This is a genomic window from Halomonas sp., from assembly GCF_029263665.1.
Taxonomy (GTDB): domain Bacteria; phylum Pseudomonadota; class Gammaproteobacteria; order Pseudomonadales; family Halomonadaceae; genus Halomonas.
Map to the genome: position 1 here is coordinate 126,593 of NZ_JAJUFQ010000007.1, position 18,948 is coordinate 145,540.

An 18,948-nucleotide genomic window follows, 5' to 3' on the forward strand; every position below is an offset into this window, starting at 1 on the left:
CCGTTGCCAAAAAAGCAACAGATGAAACGAAAAACGATGATGGACCAGTACGCGCTCAGAGCACTAGCTTGAGCTTGCTAGACAACACCACATGCATCCATGCCTAGCCCTGGTTGCTAACTCCCAAGCCCTCAACCATAGAGCACCACAACAATAACGAGGTTCTCCATGTCCCACCCTGACGCCTGTGCCACCGACCCCGTCGACGAGCGGCTGGCACCACATACCGCATTGTTGTTCGGCTTTCAGCATGTCCTGGTGATGGCTGCGGCGCCTATCACCGCCGTGTTCCTGGTCGGCCAGGCCATGGGCTTCGGCCCTGACATCACCGTACCGTTGATGAGTGCCACCTTCCTTGCCTGTGGGCTGGGAACCTTATTGCAATCCTTCGGCCCCTGGGGGATCGGAGCCCGTTTGCCATTTGTGCAGGTTCCCGGTGGCGCTCCCATCGTCATCTTCCTTGCCATCGCCCAAGGCACCGACATGCAGACCGCCACCGGGGCCGTCATCCTGACGGCCTTGTTCTACTTCATTGCATTGCCATTTTTCACTCGTGTGCTGCGCTTCTTTCCTCCTATCGTGATTGGCACCATGCTGCTCCTGGTAGCCGTCAACCTGGTCAAGATCTTCGGTAGCCTGATTGTTGGCCAACCAGATAGCCCGAGTTATGCCGCAAGCTCCACCACACTGCTGGCCCTGGCCACCATGGCCGCCATTGTGCTCTGTGCCCGCCTGTTCAGAGGAGTGCTACGCCGCATTTCAGTGATGTTGGGCTTGCTGAGCGGAACACTGATTGCTGCCCTGTTCGGCGACATCGATCTCAGTGGCATGACCTCTGGCCCCTGGTGGGCATTGCCTCAGCTGTTTCCTTTTGGCATGCCAAAATTCGACATCATCGCCTCGCTGCCCTTGATCATCTTCAGTGTCGTATCGATGACCGAAGCAACCGGACAGACCATGGCGACTGCCGAAATCGTCGGCAAGAAAGGAGATCCCAGCGTCCTGGTACCTCGCAATATTCGTGCTGACGCCCTGGGATCACTGTTCGGGGGTTGCCTGGGAACGTCTCTGATCATCACCAGTGGCGAGAATATCGGCATCGTACGTGCTACCGGTGTTCGCTCACGCTATGTCACGGTCGCAGCCGGCGCGTTGTTGATCGTCATCGCACTTTTCGCCCCGCTTGGACGCCTTGCTGCCGCACTCCCCACGCCAGTGGTTGCCGGTACCGCAGTGATCGTGTTCGCCATCATCGGCGCAATGGGCATCAATATTCTGCGCAACGTCAATCTCAATGAGCATGGCAATCTCTACACCCTGGCCTCGGCATTGGCCATGGGGCTGTTGCCTATCGTCGTACCGGATTTCTATTCCGACTTCCCCCAGCACCTGCAGATCATTCTGGGCAATGGCCTGGCCATGGGCACTCTCACTGCGGTGCTTGTCAACATTCTGTTTCATTGCACCAGGCGTCCGACGGCGTCTCATCGCCACAACACCTACACCACCTCTACCGACCAGGAGCCTTCTTGATGCGCTCTTCCACTCTGCCTTCCTCTCTCACCGCCAGCGACTTCGAGGCCGATGAACTGCTGCTGGCTCCCCAGGAAATATTGCTGGACGGCAATATCGTCGAGGGCATGGCGGTGCATATCGCACAGGGCCGCTTCGCCGCTATCGGACCTCGCGCCGCGCTATGCGCAAGCTTGCCTCACCTGGCCCCTCTGGAATTACCATCTCACTTGCTGATGCCTGGCTTCATCGATAGCCATCATCACCTGACCCAATCGCTGGGCAAGTCACTGGTGTTCGGCGAACCATCCGAGATCTTTCGCCGAATCTGGGTTCCTCTCGAGTCCAGCCTCGACGAACGCATGCTGTATCTCAGTTCAAAACTGGCGGCATTGGAAGCCCTGCGAGGAGGCTTCACCACTGCCGTCGATGCCGGCACCCGCTCCGCCGGAGAAATCGACGCCGTGGCCATGGCGGCCGAGGAAACCGGCATGCGTTGCGTATTGGGACTGATCTGCAACGACCAGGGCGGTAGCGCCACACCGCAGCAGCGCCAGCAGATTCTCGACCGTGCCCAGCATCACCTCACACGCTGGCCGTCATCAGGCTTGATTCATCCGTCACTGGCGATTTCCATTCCAGAAGCGGCCAGTGATGACATGCTGCACGATGTTTCAGCACTGTGTGCAACGCATGGTGCCATCTTCCAGAGCCACGTCAACGAACACCTTCAGGCAGTCGAGCGCTCCCTGGTGGCACGGGGCCTGAGGCCACTGCAACACTTGCATGCCGTGGGAGCTCTGGGACCACAGACATTGATTGCCCATGCCACTCTAGTGACACCTGACGAACTGAATCTACTGCGTGATACCGATACGGCAGTGGCTTTCAACCCGGTGGCCAGCAGTTGGAAAGGTAACGCTGTGGCTCCTGCCCTGAACATGCATGCACTTGGCATCCGTATGGGTCTCGGTAGCGATGGTACGCGCAGTGATGCTTTTCGCCTGATGGATGCTGCTGAAACCAGCCAACGCCTGACCATTGGTCTGGCAACGGGCGACAGCTCCTGCGGCGGCGGCTGGCCATGGCTGGACATGGCAACGTGCGATGCTGCCGATGCTGCGGGACTCTCGGGCATCTGTGGCAGCATCGCTGAAGGTCTGGCGGCTGACTTCCTGCTGGTCAATGTCGATACGCCTGAAATGACGCCAAGCTGGGACCGTCCCTGGGAACTGGTTCGCTATGGCAATCGTGACCAGATCGATGGCGTTTTCACGCTTGGGCGCCTGCGCCTGTGGCAAGGCTGGCCCTGTCATTGGGATGCGCGCGAATTGATGGCGGAAATACGTGAAAGCGCTGCTGCGGCCATTGCCCAGTCTCCCATCCAGCGCATCCACCCCACTTCCAGTACGCATCGTTTTCAACGACCATCTCAACAACAATCTCAACAACACCCATCCAGCCGCGCCGGGGAGCCGAGACAATGATCGACCCCACCACCTTTGCCATCCTGGCTCTGGCAACGGGACTGGCAGCCTTCATTCAAGGTGCCATCGGCATTGGCTTTGCTCTGGTCGTGGCGCCGGTGCTTGGTGTGCTGGAGCCCCAGCTTCTGCCCGTGGCATTACTGGTTCTGATGTTGCCATTGAACCTGTTCGTTGCCCTGAGAGAACGTGATGCCATCGATTGGCGCGGCAGCGCCTGGATCTCGGCCGGACGCCTGCCAGGCACCCTGTTGGGTCTCTGGATACTGGTGCTGTTAAGTGCCGAGGGGCTGAATCAACTGGTTGGCGCCTCTACCGTACTGGCGGTCCTGGTGGCATTGTTTGCGCCGGTCTTTCGCCCCGGCCCAGGCTCCTGCGTTTCAGTCGGCATGATCACCGGAGTAACGGAGACCGCCACCGGGGTCGGTGGTCCTCCGCTTGCGCTGCTCTACCAGCACCGCCCTGGTCCAGAGTTACGCTCGACCATCGCCTGCTGCTTTCTGGTCGGAGAACTGGTATCACTGGCCATCCTGGCCATCGCTGGCAAAGTCACCATGGAGCAATTGGCGTGGGCACTGGCGCTGGTACCGCCTTTGCTGATCGGCAGCGTCGCCAGTCGCATGATTCATCAACGTATCGACGCCCGCCGGCTGCGTCAGGGAGTATTGCTGTTTGCCCTGATTTCGGGGATATGGCTGATGCTGCCCGTTTAGCTGCTCCAAGCGCCATCGGTGCTTGCTATGCGAGTTGGGCTTTCTATTTCTCCGGGGCTTTTTATGCTTCGGGGCTTTCTATACTTTCAGCGTTTCCCGTACCTTCAGTACTGCCACGATAACTGGATCGAACCAAACTCGTCGTGGCGGTCCTGCCCTTCGAATTCACGAGTACGCCAGACATTGGTCAGTGACAACTGCCAATCCTGCCAGGTCATGGTGACACCCGCCTGAGCATCACCAACCCAAGGTTCACGTTCTACGGAATGGCTGTCCTCGAAGGTGTTGCCGTCCAGCAGCAGGTTGTGGGCCATATAACGGCCTTCGAAGTTGGCGAATACATACCAGGCAAAGTCGGAACCTGGGCGAAACCAGGCCTGCCCTGTGGCGGTCGGCGCCACGGCAGGAATGCTGTAACTACGTTCCAGCCCTTGGCCAATTCGCGCTCCAAAGCCTGCGGATGCATATGTATAGAGATTACCAAGGGCGAATCCTGCACTGGGTCCCGCGTCGAGCTCCAGTCCACCAAGCCTGCGTTGCGCTACCCAGCCACGCTTCATGGCAAGATTGACGATAGGCTCAAAATCGAGCTGATGGCTCCAGCCCTCGGGTTTGTCACTATCGGTCATCTTGTGAATGGCCTTCTGGGTCGGTTCAGCCAGACTGGCGGGACCAACCCAGCCCACGTCGACATGCACCCCGGTAAGCTGGCGCCAACTCTCATGCTGCTGCTCATCGAACAGCGAGATACCTCCATACAGCAGCCCAGCATAAGGTCTGTCATCTTCAACAAGGTCACTGCGTGAAATATCGATGGGTGTATACATCTGCTGGCTCAGGCGCCAAGCGGCAAGCTCCCATTCTTCTGCAGGAATTCCTGTCAGACGCTCCCCCATCTTCCGGGTCCAGTGGTCCGACTCCGGAACAAAGGCCCAACTGGCCTCGATACCGTTGGAATAGTGTCCATCGCTGCTGCCAGCAAATATGTCGTTTTCCACCTTGAGACTGGCAACACCATCGGCATGGGCCTGTCCCCCCCAAAGCCCGACCAACGCCAGTACCATTACACGGCGGAACACCTTGGGCATATTTCCTGCCGTCGGAAGATCCAGAGGGACAGAGAAATCTGGCAGAGAAAGAAAAGAGCGGGACATTACCTTCTCCAAAATACATACAAACATGAATGTATTTTACCAGAACCCAGTCCCTGGACTCGATACCTCCAATGGCAGATATCGAGTCCTTCTTTCCAGCACTATATGACGATGAATGGCCTAGTGTGCCTCATCCCAATTGGCACCACTCGCCGCTTCCACGGTCAAGGGAACATCCAGAGTGACGGTGTTCTGCATGAGCTGCTTGACCTCGGCCATGAAGGCCTCGACCTGATCTTCACGCACTTCGAACACCAGTTCATCGTGAACCTGCATCACCATCCAGGCATCGAACCCAGCGTTATCACGCAGCCACGTATCCACGTCGATCATGGCACTCTTGATGATATCCGCAGCCGTGCCCTGCATGGGTGCGTTGATGGCGGTCCTCTCGGCACCCTGACGACGGGCACGATTCTGCGAGTGGATCTCCGGCAGATACAGGCGGCGACCGAACAGGGTCTCGACGAAGCCGTCCTCGGCAGCCTGAGCACGAATACGCTCCATGTACCGCGCCACGCCAGGATAGCGATCGAAATAGCGATCGATATAGGTCTTGGCCTGGCTCTGTTCGATATGCAACTGACGGCCCAGCCCCCAGGCACTCATGCCGTATATCAGGCCGAAGTTGATCGCCTTGGCACTGCGGCGTTGGTCGGCACTGACCTGATCCAGTGCGACACCGAACACCTCTGCGGCAGTGGCTGAATGAATGTCTCGGTTTTCGGAAAACGCGGAGAGAAGTCCCTTGTCACCAGACAAGTGGGCCATGATACGCAGCTCGATCTGAGAGTAATCCGCAGCAACGATACGGTAGCCGGGCCGGGCGATGAAGGCCTGACGGATACGTCGCCCTTCCTCAGTGCGGATGGGAATGTTCTGCAGGTTAGGATCGGTGGACGACAGACGTCCCGTGGCAGCCACGGCCTGATGATAGCTGGTATGCAGGCGACGCGTGGCCTTGTTGACCAGCTTGGGCAGCTTCTCTGTATAGGTCGAGCGTAACTTGGACAATCCACGATGTTCCATGATCACCTTGGGTAGCGGATAGTCCAGGGCCAACTCTTCCAGCACCGCTTCCGCAGTCGATGGAGCCCCCTTGGGGGTCTTCTTGATGACCGGAATGCCCTGCTCCTCGAACAGGATCTGCCCCAGTTGCTTGGGTGAGCCCAGATTGAACTCACGCCCGGCCAGTTCGTAGGCGCGGGCTTCCAGCTCCTGAATGCGCTTGCCCAACTCCTGGGTTTGGGTATGCAGGCGCTCTACATCCAGTGCCACACCGTTGCGTTCCATGGCAGACAGCACTCGGATCAATGGCCTCTCCAGGCGATCCAGCACCTCGGACACACGGCCGGTCTTCTCCAGCCTTGGACGTAGTTCGCGGTGCAGGCGCAAGGTGATGTCGACATCCTCGCACGCGTAGGGAACCGCCTGTTCCAGCGAAATCTGGTTGAAGGTCAACTGCTTGGCGCCCTTGCCCGCAATATCCTCGAACTTGATCGTACTCTCGCCCAGATACTTCAATGCCAGAGAATCCATATCGTGGCGAGTGGCAGTAGCGTCGAGCACATAGGATTCGAGCATGGTATCGATCAATTCGCCCTTGACCGCAATGTCGTAGCGAGCCAGCACCGAAATATCATACTTGAGGTTCTGACCGATCTTGGCAATGCCGGCATCGTTCAACACCTCAGCCAATGCCTGCAATACCGCCTTCCGGTCCAACTGGGGCGGAGCATCGAGGTAGTCGTGGGCCAGGGGAATATAGGCGGCTTCGCCAGGTTCCAGAGCCAGCCCGATGCCGACAATATCCGCTTCCATGTAGTCCAGGCTGGTCGTCTCCAGATCAAAGCAGAATGCCTCGGCCTTCTTGAGGCGCTTCAACCATTCATCGAACTGGGCCTGTTCAAGGATAGTGACATCCTGGCGCGTGCTACTGGAACCTTGCTCCAATGCAGTATCGTCGTCATGATCACCGGACGGGGAAACCGATCCCGCTTTCTGGGGCTGTGCCTTGAGCAGTGACTCAAGCCAGGTCCTGAACTCCAGCTCCCGATAGAGCTCGATCAGGGCCTCGCTGTCCTCCTCACCGACCACCAGCTCATCCAGGCTGATCGCCAGCTCACAGTCGGTCTTGATGGTGGCAAGCTGGTACGACAGATAGGCCATTTCGCGGTGCTCTTCGAGCTTTCCGGACAAGGTCTTGGCCCCACGGAAGGACAGAGTCTTGACCTTGTCGAGATCCGCATAGATGGTGTCGAGCCCTCCGCCCATGCCCTGCAACAGGCCCAGCGCCGTCTTTTCTCCCACCCCGGGCACCCCCGGAATGTTATCGATCTTGTCGCCCATCAGGGCCAGGTAGTCGATGATCAGTTCTGGCGGCAGGCCATACTTTTCCTTGATCCCGGCGACGTCCAGCGTCTCATTCTTCATGGTGTTGACCAGGGTGATATGGCCATTGACCAACTGGGCCATGTCCTTGTCCCCCGTGGAAATCACGGCGTCACGCCCAGCCTCGGTCGCATGCCGGGCCAGCGTGCCGATGACGTCATCGGCCTCGACCCCCTCAATACACAGCAAGGGCAATCCCAGGGCTTTCACGCACTCATGCAATGGCTTGATCTGAGCACGAAGGTCATCAGGCATCGAAGGCCTCTGCGCCTTGTACTCCGCGAACAGCTCATCACGGAAGGTCTTTCCCGGAGCGTCAAAAACCACCGCCATGGGACTATCTGGATAGTCCTTGCGCAGGCTCTTGAGCATGTTGAGCACGCCCTTGATGGCACCGGTAGGCTGGCCCTTGGATGTGGTCAGTGGGGGCAAGGCGTGGAAAGCGCGGTACAGATAAGAGGAACCGTCGACGAGAACGATGGGGCTAGAGGCCATGGATCGGCGTCCCTGAACGAAATGGTGGCAAACTGTGTCAAAACAGGAAACACTGTTCGCGCATCATGTTTGACTGACAATCAGGTAACATGCGCAGGCCATACATGAAAAGCTTGCATGCTTCCTGAACGATTGGCTCCATAATACGCATCATTATCGATCTTTGCTTGGAGCCATTTTTGCTAGGAGTCCTCATCATGCCCTTACTTCGCCTCGCTCTCGCCCCGCTGCTGGCTCTGGCCCTCATGGCCGGCGCATCGCCACTGCTGGCCCAGACCGTCGAGCCGGACATCAAGGTGCGCCAGGAAGCCAGCCAGACGATTCGTGAGTACCGCATCAACGGCAAGCTCTATGCCATTCGTATCGAGCCCAAGGGCGGCACGGCCTACTTTCTTGTCGACCATAACGGCGATGGCAATTTTCAACGCCAGGAAGGAAATAGCGTGGACGTACCCGGTTGGGTGAAATGACCTCTATGTCGTGTATCGTGCTAGCTCTTCCGAGTCGCTACAATAGGCGCCTTGCAAACTCCGGGCGAGACGACACATGGCCGTATTCACACCTCTTGACGACGCGCAGGTCGCAAGTTTTCTCAGTCGCTTCGATGTAGGCGAACTGACTCAGTTGCAGGGTGTGCCTGCAGGCACCGAAAACAGCACCTTCTTCGTGACGACCGATCAGCGTGAACTGGTCCTGACCCTGTTCGAGCAGGGCGATCATGAGGAGCTGCCTTTTTTTGTCGAATTGCTGGATTTCCTGGATGAACATCGCATTCCTGTCGCAGGTCCCATTCACGACCGCGAAGGGGTTGCCTTGCATGAGTTGGCCGAACGTCCTGCTCTGCTGTTCCCGCGCCTGCCCGGCAAGCATCCCAAGGCGCCCAACCTGACGCAGTGTCAGGCGCTTGGCATGGCATTGGGCCGGCTGCATCGGGTCTCGCAGCATTTTCCGGGGCACCGCCCCAATCCACGGGACTTGAACTGGTTATCCGCCATGCATCACAAGGTGATGGCGTATCTCTCTGCCCAGGACCAGACGCTGATGCAAGACGAAGTGGAGTATTACCAGAGTGTCTTCGGAGAAGCCCCTGAGTTACCCCAGGGTGCACTGCATGGCGACCTGTTCCGTGATAACACTCTGTTCGACGGCGACAGCCTCGGTGGCATCATCGACTTCTACAATGGCTGTACCGGTGACCTGCTGTTCGACCTGGCCATCGTGATCAACGACTGGGCCACGGATGCCGATGGCCGTCTTGACCAAGAACGCCACGATGCCCTGCTGAGTGCCTACCTGGCCCAACGTCCGCTGAAGGCTGCCGAACTCGAACTCTGGCCGGCCATGCTGCGGATGACCGCCTTGCGTTACTGGCTATCTCGTCTGCTGGTGGTCTATGTGGATCCACCCGCTCATGACCTGACTCCTCATGACCCGGAGCAGTTCCGTCAAATCCTGCTCTCTCGAATCCACCACGGCGCGCTGCCTTTACCCGAGCCCGCCGTCAGCGCTGGAGCCCACTGAATGAGCCACAGCACCGCTGCACCATCCCCCGCCAAGCGCGCACGACGCATCTGGAACATCGACCAGTGGGGGAGTGGTTACTTCGATGTCAACGATGACGGCCAAGCCTTGGTACGCCCCTTGGGTGATGCCGTGGAAGGCCCGGTCCTGCCATTGGCAGAGCTGACCGATAAATTGCGTCAGGCAGGACTGCGACTACCGGTGCTGATCCGCTTCACTGATATCCTGCATGACCGGGTCGAGCAGCTATGTGCCGCTTTCGATCAGGCCATGGAGGAAGATGACTTCGATGGCGGCTACACCGCCGTTTACCCGATCAAGGTCAATCAGCAGCGTCGAGTGGTCGAGGAGATCCTTGCCACTCAGGAACGTGGCCGTGGTCGTGTCGGCCTGGAGGCCGGCAGCAAGCCCGAACTCATGGCGGTTCTGGCTCAATCAGGCGATGCTTCCTCACTGATCGTATGCAACGGCTACAAGGATCGTGAATACGTGCGCCTGGCCCTGATGGGGGAAAAGCTTGGCCACCGTGTCTATCTCGTGGTGGAGAAGCTCTCGGAACTGCCATTGATTCTCGAAGAGGCCGAGCGTATCGGCGTCGTACCACGTATCGGCTTGCGCGCTCGCTTGTCCACCATGGGCAAGGGCAAGTGGCAGGATACCGGCGGCGAAAAATCCAAGTTTGGCCTCACGGCAGGACAGATCCTCAACGTGATCGAGAGCCTGAAGCAGGCCAACCGACTCGAGAGCCTGCAACTGGTACATTTCCATCTGGGTTCCCAGATTGCCAACATCGGCGATATTCAAGGTGGTCTGCGCGAGTGTGCCCGTTTCTATCAACACCTGCGTGCGCTCGGTGCTCCTGTGGATACCGTCGACGTAGGTGGTGGCTTGGGTGTCGACTATGAAGGTACGCGCTCGCGCAGTTTCTGCTCGATCAACTACTCCATGCATGAGTATGCCCGCAACGTGGTCAACGCCTTCGCCCGGGTGTGCCAGGAAGAAGACCTGCCCTATCCGCACCTGCTCAGCGAGTCAGGCCGCGCTCTGACCGCTCATCACGCCGTGCTGATCACCAATGTGATTGGCGAAGAGCGGGTGGATACCAAGACGCCCGAACGCCTCAGTGATGACCCGGAAGTGGAATCCCTGTGGCAGACCTATGACATCGTCGCAGCAGATCCAGAGCCCCGCGCTCTGGTTGAAGCCTGGCACGACCTTGTCCAGGACATGGGAGATCTACATGACCGTTTCGTCCTTGGCCTAGCCGATCTTTCGGCCCGAGCGGAAGGTGAAAGCGTCTACTTTGCGGCCTCCGCTGCGCTGCGCAAGCAGCTCGATCCCCGCAACCGGGCTCACCGGGAAATTCTTGATGAACTGGCAGAAAAGCTTGCCGACAAACTGTTCGTCAACTTCTCCCTGTTTCAGTCGGTACCGGATGTCTGGGGTATCGATCAGATCTTTCCGGTCCTGCCACTGACCGGGCTAGATTGCGAGCCAAGCCGGAGAGGCGTGATCCAGGACATTACCTGCGATAGTGATGGCCGTATCGACGGTTACGTGGATGGTCAGGGTGTCGAGACCACCCTGCCGCTGCCGGAATGGCGTGAAGGCGAAGAACGACTGCTGGGCTTCTTCCTGGTCGGCGCCTATCAGGAAATCCTCGGTGACTTGCACAACCTGTTTGGCGATACCGACGCTGTCGATGCTTCCCTGGATCACAAAGGCAACTGGATCCTCAGCAACCTGCAGCGCGGAGACCGCGTCTGTGATGTACTCGGCTATGTCAATTTCAGTGCCGAAGTCCTGCGGGAACGCCTGCGCGTACAGCTGGCCGCCAGCAACCTGGACAGCAGCGAGCAACGTCGCTTCCTTTCTGACCTGACGGCAGGCCTGCAAGGTTATACCTATCTTCAGTGATCGCAGTACATTCAGTGATCGCAGTAAATGGGGGATTCACCCGGCAGAGAATGATGTGCCAGGTGACTCCCCTTATTTCAAAAGTACGTCTCGGCACCTTTAAAAATACGTCTCGGCACCGGAGCCTGGCAGTGAAGTCGGTGCCAGATACAGTGGTGCTGCATTGGCATCGGCTGGACATCCGGAGAAGGCCGTTCCTGGTATCAACTTCCACAGACTGCTGTTCTGCAGACCTAGGTCGACTCCCTGATTGAGGTCGCCACATTCAAGGCTGTCGAAGTCCCCCTCTTCTACCAGCAACCAGCGCTTTCCAGGGTTCTCGGCGAGCCAGGCCATCGCCCTCGGCACCTGTTCATCCACTGGCGTATGATCACCAAAATGTACCGTGGGTCGATGGGCATGGAGCAACGTCTCCTCACTGAAGTCGAGCATCGCCAGTTCACCCTGGGGCCCGAGTTGCTCATCCACCACAGCCATCATGTCTCGAGGTGAACGGTGTGGATCCATCCACATGTACCCCAGGGTCGACCACCACCCCCATACCAACCACAAGAACAGGGTACAGGCCAGCATGCCACGGCGTGGCCGCATCAACACTGCCAGGGCAATGGCGACACCACCCAGTACCAGCCAATCCCACCATGGCGTGATGCCATAGTCATGAGCCAGTTTTTGCAGGGCGCCTATACGTATGAAGCCAAGAATACTGGCGACCAGCAATAGACCACCCAGCACCAGAGTGACGCCAAAGGCACAGACATTGACGGGACGCTGGCGCAGCAGACCCGGCAGCAAAGGCGCCAGGGCCAGCACCATAAGCGGTATCGTGGGCAACATGTAGACACCGCGCTTGCCCGGAGACAATGAGAAGAACACGATGATCAGCACCAGCGCCGACAGCGGCAGGATCAATCGTGCATCCAGGCGCCGGATACGCCGCCACCAGTTGGGCAATGCCCAAGGCAACGCCAGCACCAGCGGCATCCAGGCCCAGGGCAACACTTCAAAGATGTAATAGTACCAAGGCTTCAAATGCGCCCAGGAATTGGCATAGCGCTGGCCCGTCTGCTTGAACAGGATGTTGTCACGATAGGCTGCCAGGCTCGGGTCATCGCCGAAGGTGGTGATCATGACCATGGGGATTCCCCAGGCCAGCACCACCGCCAGTAAACAAGCCCCTCCTTCCAGCCATTGGCGTAGGTTGACCTTATGAGCCTGCCCTTTATATGCCAGCCATCCCCAGGCCGGGAACAAGGCCATCGGCAAAAATCCTACCCCCTTCGTCAGGATACCAGCTCCCATCGCAGCAAAGCCGATCCGCCACCACCATAGCGCAGGCCCCAGCAAGACGTGGCGCATCACACCATAGGCGCCCAGGGTAGTGAAGAAGGTGAGCATCATGTCGATCTGAGCCGTCTTGGCCTGCAATACAAACTGTAGAGTGGCCAGCAGTGCCAACCCACTCAGCCAGGCAATCCGACGGCCATACAAACGGCGTACCAGGTCCACTGTCAATGCCAGGGTTCCAAGCCCGGCCAACAAGGTCGGTAGCAGGAACCCTATGCGCAGAGAACCGGTCAACCAGATCGACAGCGCTGAAGCCCACATGAAGATCGGCGGCTTGTCCGCGTATAGCTCGCCACCACGATGAGGAATCCAGAAATCCCCTGTTACCAGCATTTCAATGGCATTGAGGGCAAAGCGAGGTTCATCCGCAGGCCAGGGGTCACGCCAGCCCAACCCCAGAGACAACAGTATAGTGGCGAACACGATCAGAACTGCCCAGGCCAGCAAGCGACGAGGGCGTGTAGCAAAGCATGATGACAACATGAACAGCCTCGGACTCAGGATCGACCAAGAGGGATATACACTGACAACATTCAGGCAGGCTCTTGCTGGCTGCGCTTGTGTCGACGCAATAACGCCAGGTTGCGCAGGTAGATGAACAGACCAGTGCCCTGGCCTAGAATGAAGACCGGATCGCGGCGATGCAGCGCATAAGCGAACAGCGTCACCCCACCCGCCAGGCTGAGAAACCAGAATGCCGTAGGCACCACACTGCGTTTGGCCTTTTCACTGGCAATCCACTGGACCAGAAAACGTGCAGAAAAGAGCGCCTGCCCTGCAAAGCCGATTATCATCCACACAGTGACCGTCATCCTTTCAGGGCCTCCATGCGAGAAGACACGACATGAGCGGCAACGGACTCTACGTGCGCTTGCGCCACTGCCTCACTCTCCCCCTGAAGAGATTCGTTGTCCTCGATACCAGTGACCACAGCAGGCAGGCGTGAGCGCCTCTTGAGCCACATCACCCCCATGAGATCGACGATGCCCACCCACAGGCGATTGCCCAGACCATAATGCGACTGGCCTGCACCGCGCTCCCGATGGTTAACGGGGCGCGCCAGGCACTTGCCTCCCTGGGCATGGATCAAAGCAGGCAGAAAGCGATGCATATGATCGAAATAGGGCAATGCGAGGAAGGCATCACGGCGAATCACCTTGATGCCGCAGCCGCTATCGGGAGAGTCGTCGTCGAGCAGGCGGCGACGAATGTTGTTGGCGATACGCGATGACAGCAGCTTCAACTTCGTATCCTGGCGTACCACCCGATGGCCGCCGACCAGCACGGCATCTTCATCGATCGCCGCCTGCATGAGTGCCGGGATATCAGCAGGATCGTTCTGGCCATCACCATCCAGCGTGGCCAACCAGGTCCCTCTCGCCATCCGAGCAGCCTGCCAGACAGAAGTGCTCTGGCCTGCACTGCGGGAATGACGCAGCGGACGCAGATGCTTATCGTGTTGTGCACGTTGCACCAGCAGTGACCACGTGTCATCACTGGAGCCATCATCCATCACCAGTACTTCGTAGTTGATGACTGGGCTGATACCTGACATTGCCATGGCAATTTCATCCAGCAATGCAGGAAGATTACCGGCTTCATTATGGGCAGGAATCAGGACAGAAAGCTCAATATGGGTCATCATCGAGAACCTGTCTCAGAAAGGGGAAAAGAGTCAAAATTATGCCTGCAGAGCCTTAACCCTATATTAAAAAACTGACAATATGGCTCTCCGTCACCTTAAGTCATCGATTCTGCAAAATTTGACTTTTTTTCAGAATATTCTGTGAGTTACATAAGTATCATCCCATGAATTTGAACCAGCACCATTAACTAAACAGGAAGATCTGAACAGGAAGATAACGACATGCGTGCACTTCTCGTCGAAGACGATCCGCTGCTGGGAGATGGCTTGAAGACGGCTCTCGAACGAGAAGGGTATGCCGTGGACTGGTTTCAGCAAGGCGGGAACGCCCTGGAGGCCCTCAAGCGAGAGCCTTTTTCGGTCATGGTGCTGGATCTTGGCCTGCCCGACATGGATGGACTCGATGTCCTGACCGAGGTGCGTCGCAGTGGCTCCCTGCCAGTGCTGATCCTCACTGCCCGCGATGCCATCGATCAGCGGATCCGTGGCCTGGACGCTGGCGCTGATGATTATGTGCTAAAACCCTTCGAGCTGCAGGAGCTTCTCGCCCGCTTGCGTGTCATCCGTCGCCGTGCTGCCGGACGTGCCTCACAGACCATCCACCTTGGCAGGCTGAGTATCGACGAGGCCAGCCATCAAGTGACCTGGCAAGGGCAAAAAGTAGAGCTCAGCCGTAGAGAGTTTGCCCTGCTGGCAGAACTGGCCCACCAACCTGGCCAGGTCCTCTCGCGCCCCCGCCTGGAAAGCTTGTTGTACGGTTGGGGAACGGAGCTAGAGTCCAATGCGCTCGAAGTGCATGTCCATCACCTGCGCAAGAAACTGGATCGTTCCCTGATCGCGACAGTACGTGGCATCGGATATCGGCTCAACATCGACGCGGTGGAAACCCCACAGGCATGAACTCGATTCGTCGTTACCTGTTCCGCACCCTGGCACTGAGCCTGGCCTTGATCACTGTGCTGTCAGTCACGGCCACTTACCTGATCACCAACCACGAACTGGAAGAGATACTTGATGCCCAATTAAGCCTGACAGCCCGGGAGATCATGTCCTTCCTGCCTGACCAGCCTACTCCACAGGACTATCAACGCCTGGCCGAACGACTCGACCAAGGTGACGCGTCTGCCCAGTTATATCCAGCATCCGGTATCACGTCGCAGACCTCAGCACACCACCCTACCGCGCACCTCTATCACCACGAGGAACGCAAGCTGACTATCGGCCTGTGGGACAACCAGGCCAGGCCGTTGGTGATCGGCCCTCGTTGGCACAGCGATGATGAATCCATTGCTGCCCCGCAGTCAGAAGGCTTTGCCTGGATCGAGTACCAGGGCAAGCGTTGGCGCTCCTTCACGGTATTCGATGCGCAGAGTGACCTATGGTTACGCCTGGGGATCGAACATCACTTTCTCGAGGAAATCGTCGAACGAGTGTCTTTGAATCATCTATGGCCCATGCTGTTACTGCTACCACTGACGCTGGTCATGATGCTGTATCTGATACGCCGCGGCCTTGACCCTATTCGCCAGCTTTCTCGCCAGGTCCATGACCGCAATGCCGACAACCTCGGTCGGATAGAGCTCCCGGTACCCAAGGAGCTTCATGACCTGCGCAGTGCCTTGAATGAATTTATCGCTCGCCTGGACAAGACCCTGGAGGGAGAACGTCGCTTTACCGCCGACGCAGCTCATGAGCTGCGCACACCACTGGCTGCGATGAAAATCCATCTCGACAATGCAGAGGCAGGCGAGCGTGATGCCTTGCCCAAGGCTCAACGCGGCATTGCACGCCTGCAACGGGTCGTCGACCAGTTACTGACACTGGCCAGAGTGGATCGCAAGCAGTTTGCTGACTGGCAGCATCTCGATCTGCGCCCCTTGCTGTTCGAACTGGTTGCTGAATCCTGGCCGCTGGCCGAAGCTCGCCAACAACAGCTGTACATGCATGACATTCCTTCGGTATACATCGACGGCAATGCAGTGGAGCTGGGCATCCTGATTCGCAACCTGTTGGATAACGCCCTGCGCTACACCCCCGATGGAGGCCGCATCGATGTAGCTCTGCACCAGGACAGCAGTAGCACCACCCTGACAATCCAGGACAGCGGCCCGGGCATTCCTGAAGATCAGTTGGCAACGGTCACCGAGCGCTTTCGCCGCGCCAGCGACCAGAGCACCACAGGCAGTGGCCTGGGCCTGTCCATCGCCATGGCCTTGGCGGCCCGGCATGGCGCCATATTGTCTCTGACCAATGCCGACCGTGGCGGTTTGATCGTCAGACTGATCTGGCCCAGCACTCAAATGTCCTCTGATACGCAGCCCAGAACGCCATGATAGATATTGTTGAAGATGACCTGAGCCGGCTCGAGATGGTAGACATGATCCAAGCCCATCTGGAGAATCTGGACGAACTCTCCCAGGGTTCTCCTCCTGAAAGCCGGCATGCCCTGGGTATCGAACAGTTGAAAGCTCCAGAAGTCACCCTATGGGGAGCCTGGGAGGGAGACCTGCTGATAGGTTGCGTGGCATTGAAGGCGCTCTCGCCAGAACATGGTGAAATCAAGTCGATGCGCACGGCGCCAGAACATCTGCGCCGAGGCATTGCGTCCCTCTTGCTCCGCCATGTGATTGACCAGGCCCAGGCACGCCACTACCACCGGCTTAGCCTGGAAACCGGCTCTCAACCGGGGTTCAGCGCAGCAAGAGCGTTCTACCTGCGCCACGGCTTCAGCACCTGTGCTCCTTTCGACAATTACGTCGAGGACCCGAACAGCGTCTATATGACCATGTACCTGAACAAGAGACATGAGCAAGGCCACCTGCATACCCTGAAAACCGTTGGCCATAGCGCTGGTGGCAGTGACGATGGTACTCAGCTACCGCTACCGCAAGGGGCTGTGGAAATCGCCTTTTCCAGTGCAGGAACGATATGTCGTGGCTGGCATTTTCCACCAGTCGAGTTCGCCACCCAGAAAGACGCCATGGATAGCCCCGCACCCGCGACCCTGGTCATGGCCCCGGGGCTTGGCGGCATCATTGACGGTGGCCTGTCTGGCTATGCCTCGCGACTTTCCCAGGCCGGTTACCGGGTCGTCGGTTTCGACTACCGCTATTTCGGCCGTTCCAATGGAAAACCACGCCAGTTGCTGACCATTCATGACCAGTTGAAGGATTGGGCCGCCGCTATTGCCTTTGCCCAGCACCTGGCTCCCGCCTCACCCCTGGTGTTGTGGGGAACTTCCTTCTCCAGTGCACATGTGATGACGCTCGCTGCCAGACGCCATGATGTTGCCGCCGTCATCGCACAGAACCCGATGCTGGATGGCATGGCGTCGGTATTGGCCAAGTTGAAACATAACGGTCCCGGTTCAATCCTGAAGCTGAGCCAGGTCGCCATCGAAGACTGGCTGCGAGGCAGGGTTGGCATGCAACCGCGCTATATTCCCATCGCTGCCGAACCGGGACAGCTGGCAGCCCTGGATACCGATGATGCCTTGGAAGGAATCACCTCCTTGGTACCGGAGACATTCGACAACCGCATGTCGGCCCGTGTACTGCTCACCTTGGGCCTTTATCGTCCCATCAGAAAGGTGCACAGGATACGCTGCCCAGTCTTGCTGCAATTGTGCCGGCGAGACACCGTGACGCCCATTGCACCGGGTTATCGCGCGGCCACCCTTCTGGGCAGCCGCGCCACGTTAAGCACCTACGATGCCGGCCATTTCGATATCTACGAAGGCGACCTGCTGGACGCGGTAGTGAGTGATCAGATCGCCTTCCTGGACAGGGTGTTGACCCGAGCTAGGCTGCCGGCATCTGCATCACTGTCTCCAGCGGAGTAAAGTACGTCCGACTGATCGCATCGTGCAGATCTCCCAAGCCAATCTGCAGGTCATTGATGAAGTCATGCAGCCTCTCCGGTGAACGCACCAATCCGCCTACATCAGCTTCGGCCACATCCGCACGCACTTGAGTCACTGCCGCCAGGGCTCTCTCATGACGAGGCAGTGACATCAGTGCCTTGGAAGCATCCCACAGACTGCGCGTCACAGAACGAGGCAAGTTGCGGTCCTGCAGCAGGAATGTCAGAACATCGGTGGCTCGCACTCGCAGGCGTACATGCTGACGGTACATCTGGTACGCGGTCAGTGACTTCAGCACACTCATCCATTGCAAATGCTCGAAAGGGCGCATGTCCTCGGAACTTCGCGATAGCAGATTGCCCGAGCGCACATCGAGAATTCGCGTCGTCATGTCAGCCCGCTCGATCTGACGTCCAAGCACCATGAAAGTACGTGCGGTGCCATAGCTCAGGGTTCCTTCCACCAATCCTCTCATCATCTGGCACCCACTGATGATTTCCTTGAGGAAAAGCTCCCTGCGACCCTGGCCAAGACCTGCTTCAGCCTGGGTACAGGCTGCCATGTACAGTTGATTGGTGGCTTCCCATACCTCTCTCGGCACCACATCCCGGGTGGTACGCAGGTTCTCGCGGGCTTGAGCCAGGGCCGATAGAATGGAGCCCGGATTGCGTTGGTCGGCACACAGGAACTGCATCACATTACGATCATTGGGCTGATCATAGAGGTTGGCAAAATCCTCGCTTCCTCCTGTGATATCAACGACGGCAGACCACATCAACGGCTGACGCTGCGGCAGATCCAGCATCAGATGATTGGTGACGTTGACCAGACGAGCCGTATCTTCGGCTCGTTCGACATAACGAGCCATCCAGTACAGGTTCTCGGCTACGCGTGAAAGCATCGGCAT

General features: G+C 58.0%; 15 protein-coding genes. 9 read left to right on the top strand and 6 right to left on the bottom strand.

Features of this window, described 5'->3' with window-relative positions:
• The first annotated feature begins 168 nt into the window (after positions 1-168).
• From Q1K07_RS09740 to Q1K07_RS09750, 3 genes are read left to right on the top strand one after another with little or no spacing between them, the layout of a single operon-like run.
• Positions 169-1,533: a uracil-xanthine permease family protein gene (locus tag Q1K07_RS09740; RefSeq protein ID WP_300310225.1), complete on the top strand. Its 1,365-nt coding sequence runs from the start codon at positions 169-171 to the stop codon at positions 1,531-1,533.
• Entirely contained in the window at positions 1,533-2,999 is a 1,467-nt protein-coding gene (locus tag Q1K07_RS09745; RefSeq protein WP_300310227.1) for an amidohydrolase family protein, read from the top strand. Before Q1K07_RS09740 ends, Q1K07_RS09745 begins: the two co-directional genes overlap by 1 nt.
• Entirely contained in the window at positions 2,996-3,709 is a 714-nt protein-coding gene (locus Q1K07_RS09750; RefSeq protein WP_300310229.1) for a sulfite exporter TauE/SafE family protein, read from the top strand. The genes Q1K07_RS09745 and Q1K07_RS09750 overlap by 4 nt, the downstream gene beginning before the upstream one ends.
• 104 nt (positions 3,710-3,813) lie before the next feature.
• On the opposite strand, the gene Q1K07_RS09755 is transcribed toward Q1K07_RS09750, so the two are convergent.
• Positions 3,814-4,863 carry a lipid A deacylase LpxR family protein gene (locus Q1K07_RS09755; RefSeq protein ID WP_300310231.1) on the bottom strand — a complete coding sequence of 350 codons (1,050 nt, stop codon included), beginning with the start codon at positions 4,861-4,863 and terminating at the stop codon, positions 3,814-3,816.
• A 120-nt stretch (positions 4,864-4,983) separates the two neighbouring features.
• Entirely contained in the window at positions 4,984-7,749 is a 2,766-nt protein-coding gene (polA, locus tag Q1K07_RS09760; RefSeq protein ID WP_300310233.1) for a DNA polymerase I, read from the bottom strand.
• A gap of 197 nt (positions 7,750-7,946) precedes the next feature.
• Here polA and Q1K07_RS09765 point away from each other — a divergent pair, with 197 nt between their 5' ends.
• The 3 genes from Q1K07_RS09765 to speA all read left to right on the top strand — a co-directional run bounded on the left by Q1K07_RS09765 (position 7,947) and on the right by speA (position 11,187).
• Positions 7,947-8,219 carry a DUF2782 domain-containing protein gene (locus tag Q1K07_RS09765; protein ID WP_300310235.1) on the top strand — a complete coding sequence of 91 codons (273 nt, stop codon included), beginning with the start codon at positions 7,947-7,949 and terminating at the stop codon, positions 8,217-8,219.
• 76 nt (positions 8,220-8,295) lie between these two features.
• A complete protein-coding gene (locus Q1K07_RS09770; protein WP_300310236.1) occupies positions 8,296-9,270 on the top strand; it encodes a homoserine kinase in 975 nt (324 codons plus the stop codon).
• Positions 9,271-11,187 carry a biosynthetic arginine decarboxylase gene (gene speA / locus Q1K07_RS09775; RefSeq protein WP_300310238.1) on the top strand — a complete coding sequence of 639 codons (1,917 nt, stop codon included), beginning with the start codon at positions 9,271-9,273 and terminating at the stop codon, positions 11,185-11,187.
• Between the two features lie 99 nt (positions 11,188-11,286).
• On the opposite strand, the gene Q1K07_RS09780 is transcribed toward speA, so the two are convergent.
• Genes Q1K07_RS09780 through Q1K07_RS09790 form a run of 3 tightly spaced genes read right to left on the bottom strand, consistent with a single transcriptional unit; the run spans position 11,287 to position 14,179 of the window.
• The gene (locus tag Q1K07_RS09780; protein WP_300310241.1) at positions 11,287-13,017 is read right to left on the bottom strand and encodes a glycosyltransferase family 39 protein; all 1,731 of its coding nucleotides are present in this window, start codon (positions 13,015-13,017) and stop codon (positions 11,287-11,289) included.
• 50 nt (positions 13,018-13,067) lie between these two features.
• Positions 13,068-13,346: a lipid-A-disaccharide synthase N-terminal domain-containing protein gene (locus Q1K07_RS09785; RefSeq protein ID WP_300310242.1), complete on the bottom strand. Its 279-nt coding sequence runs from the start codon at positions 13,344-13,346 to the stop codon at positions 13,068-13,070.
• A complete protein-coding gene (locus tag Q1K07_RS09790) occupies positions 13,343-14,179 on the bottom strand; it encodes a glycosyltransferase family 2 protein (RefSeq protein WP_300310244.1) in 837 nt (278 codons plus the stop codon). The genes Q1K07_RS09785 and Q1K07_RS09790 overlap by 4 nt, the downstream gene beginning before the upstream one ends.
• Before the next feature lie 222 nt (positions 14,180-14,401).
• Here Q1K07_RS09790 and Q1K07_RS09795 point away from each other — a divergent pair, with 222 nt between their 5' ends.
• From Q1K07_RS09795 to Q1K07_RS09805, 3 genes are read left to right on the top strand one after another with little or no spacing between them, the layout of a single operon-like run.
• Positions 14,402-15,079, top strand: coding sequence for a response regulator transcription factor (locus Q1K07_RS09795; RefSeq protein ID WP_300310246.1), 678 nt, complete (start codon positions 14,402-14,404; stop codon positions 15,077-15,079).
• Positions 15,076-16,512 (top strand): ATP-binding protein, encoded by a 1,437-nt coding sequence (locus Q1K07_RS09800; RefSeq protein ID WP_300310248.1) that lies wholly within the window; start codon positions 15,076-15,078, stop codon positions 16,510-16,512. The genes Q1K07_RS09795 and Q1K07_RS09800 overlap by 4 nt, the downstream gene beginning before the upstream one ends.
• Positions 16,513-16,556: 44 nt before the next feature.
• Positions 16,557-18,020 carry a GNAT family N-acetyltransferase gene (locus tag Q1K07_RS09805; protein WP_300310250.1) on the top strand — a complete coding sequence of 488 codons (1,464 nt, stop codon included), beginning with the start codon at positions 16,557-16,559 and terminating at the stop codon, positions 18,018-18,020.
• Here Q1K07_RS09805 and Q1K07_RS09810 read toward each other — a convergent pair.
• Positions 17,980-18,948 carry an alpha-E domain-containing protein gene (locus Q1K07_RS09810; RefSeq protein ID WP_300310253.1) on the bottom strand — a complete coding sequence of 323 codons (969 nt, stop codon included), beginning with the start codon at positions 18,946-18,948 and terminating at the stop codon, positions 17,980-17,982. The two genes, Q1K07_RS09805 and Q1K07_RS09810, sit on opposite strands and share 41 nt — an antisense overlap.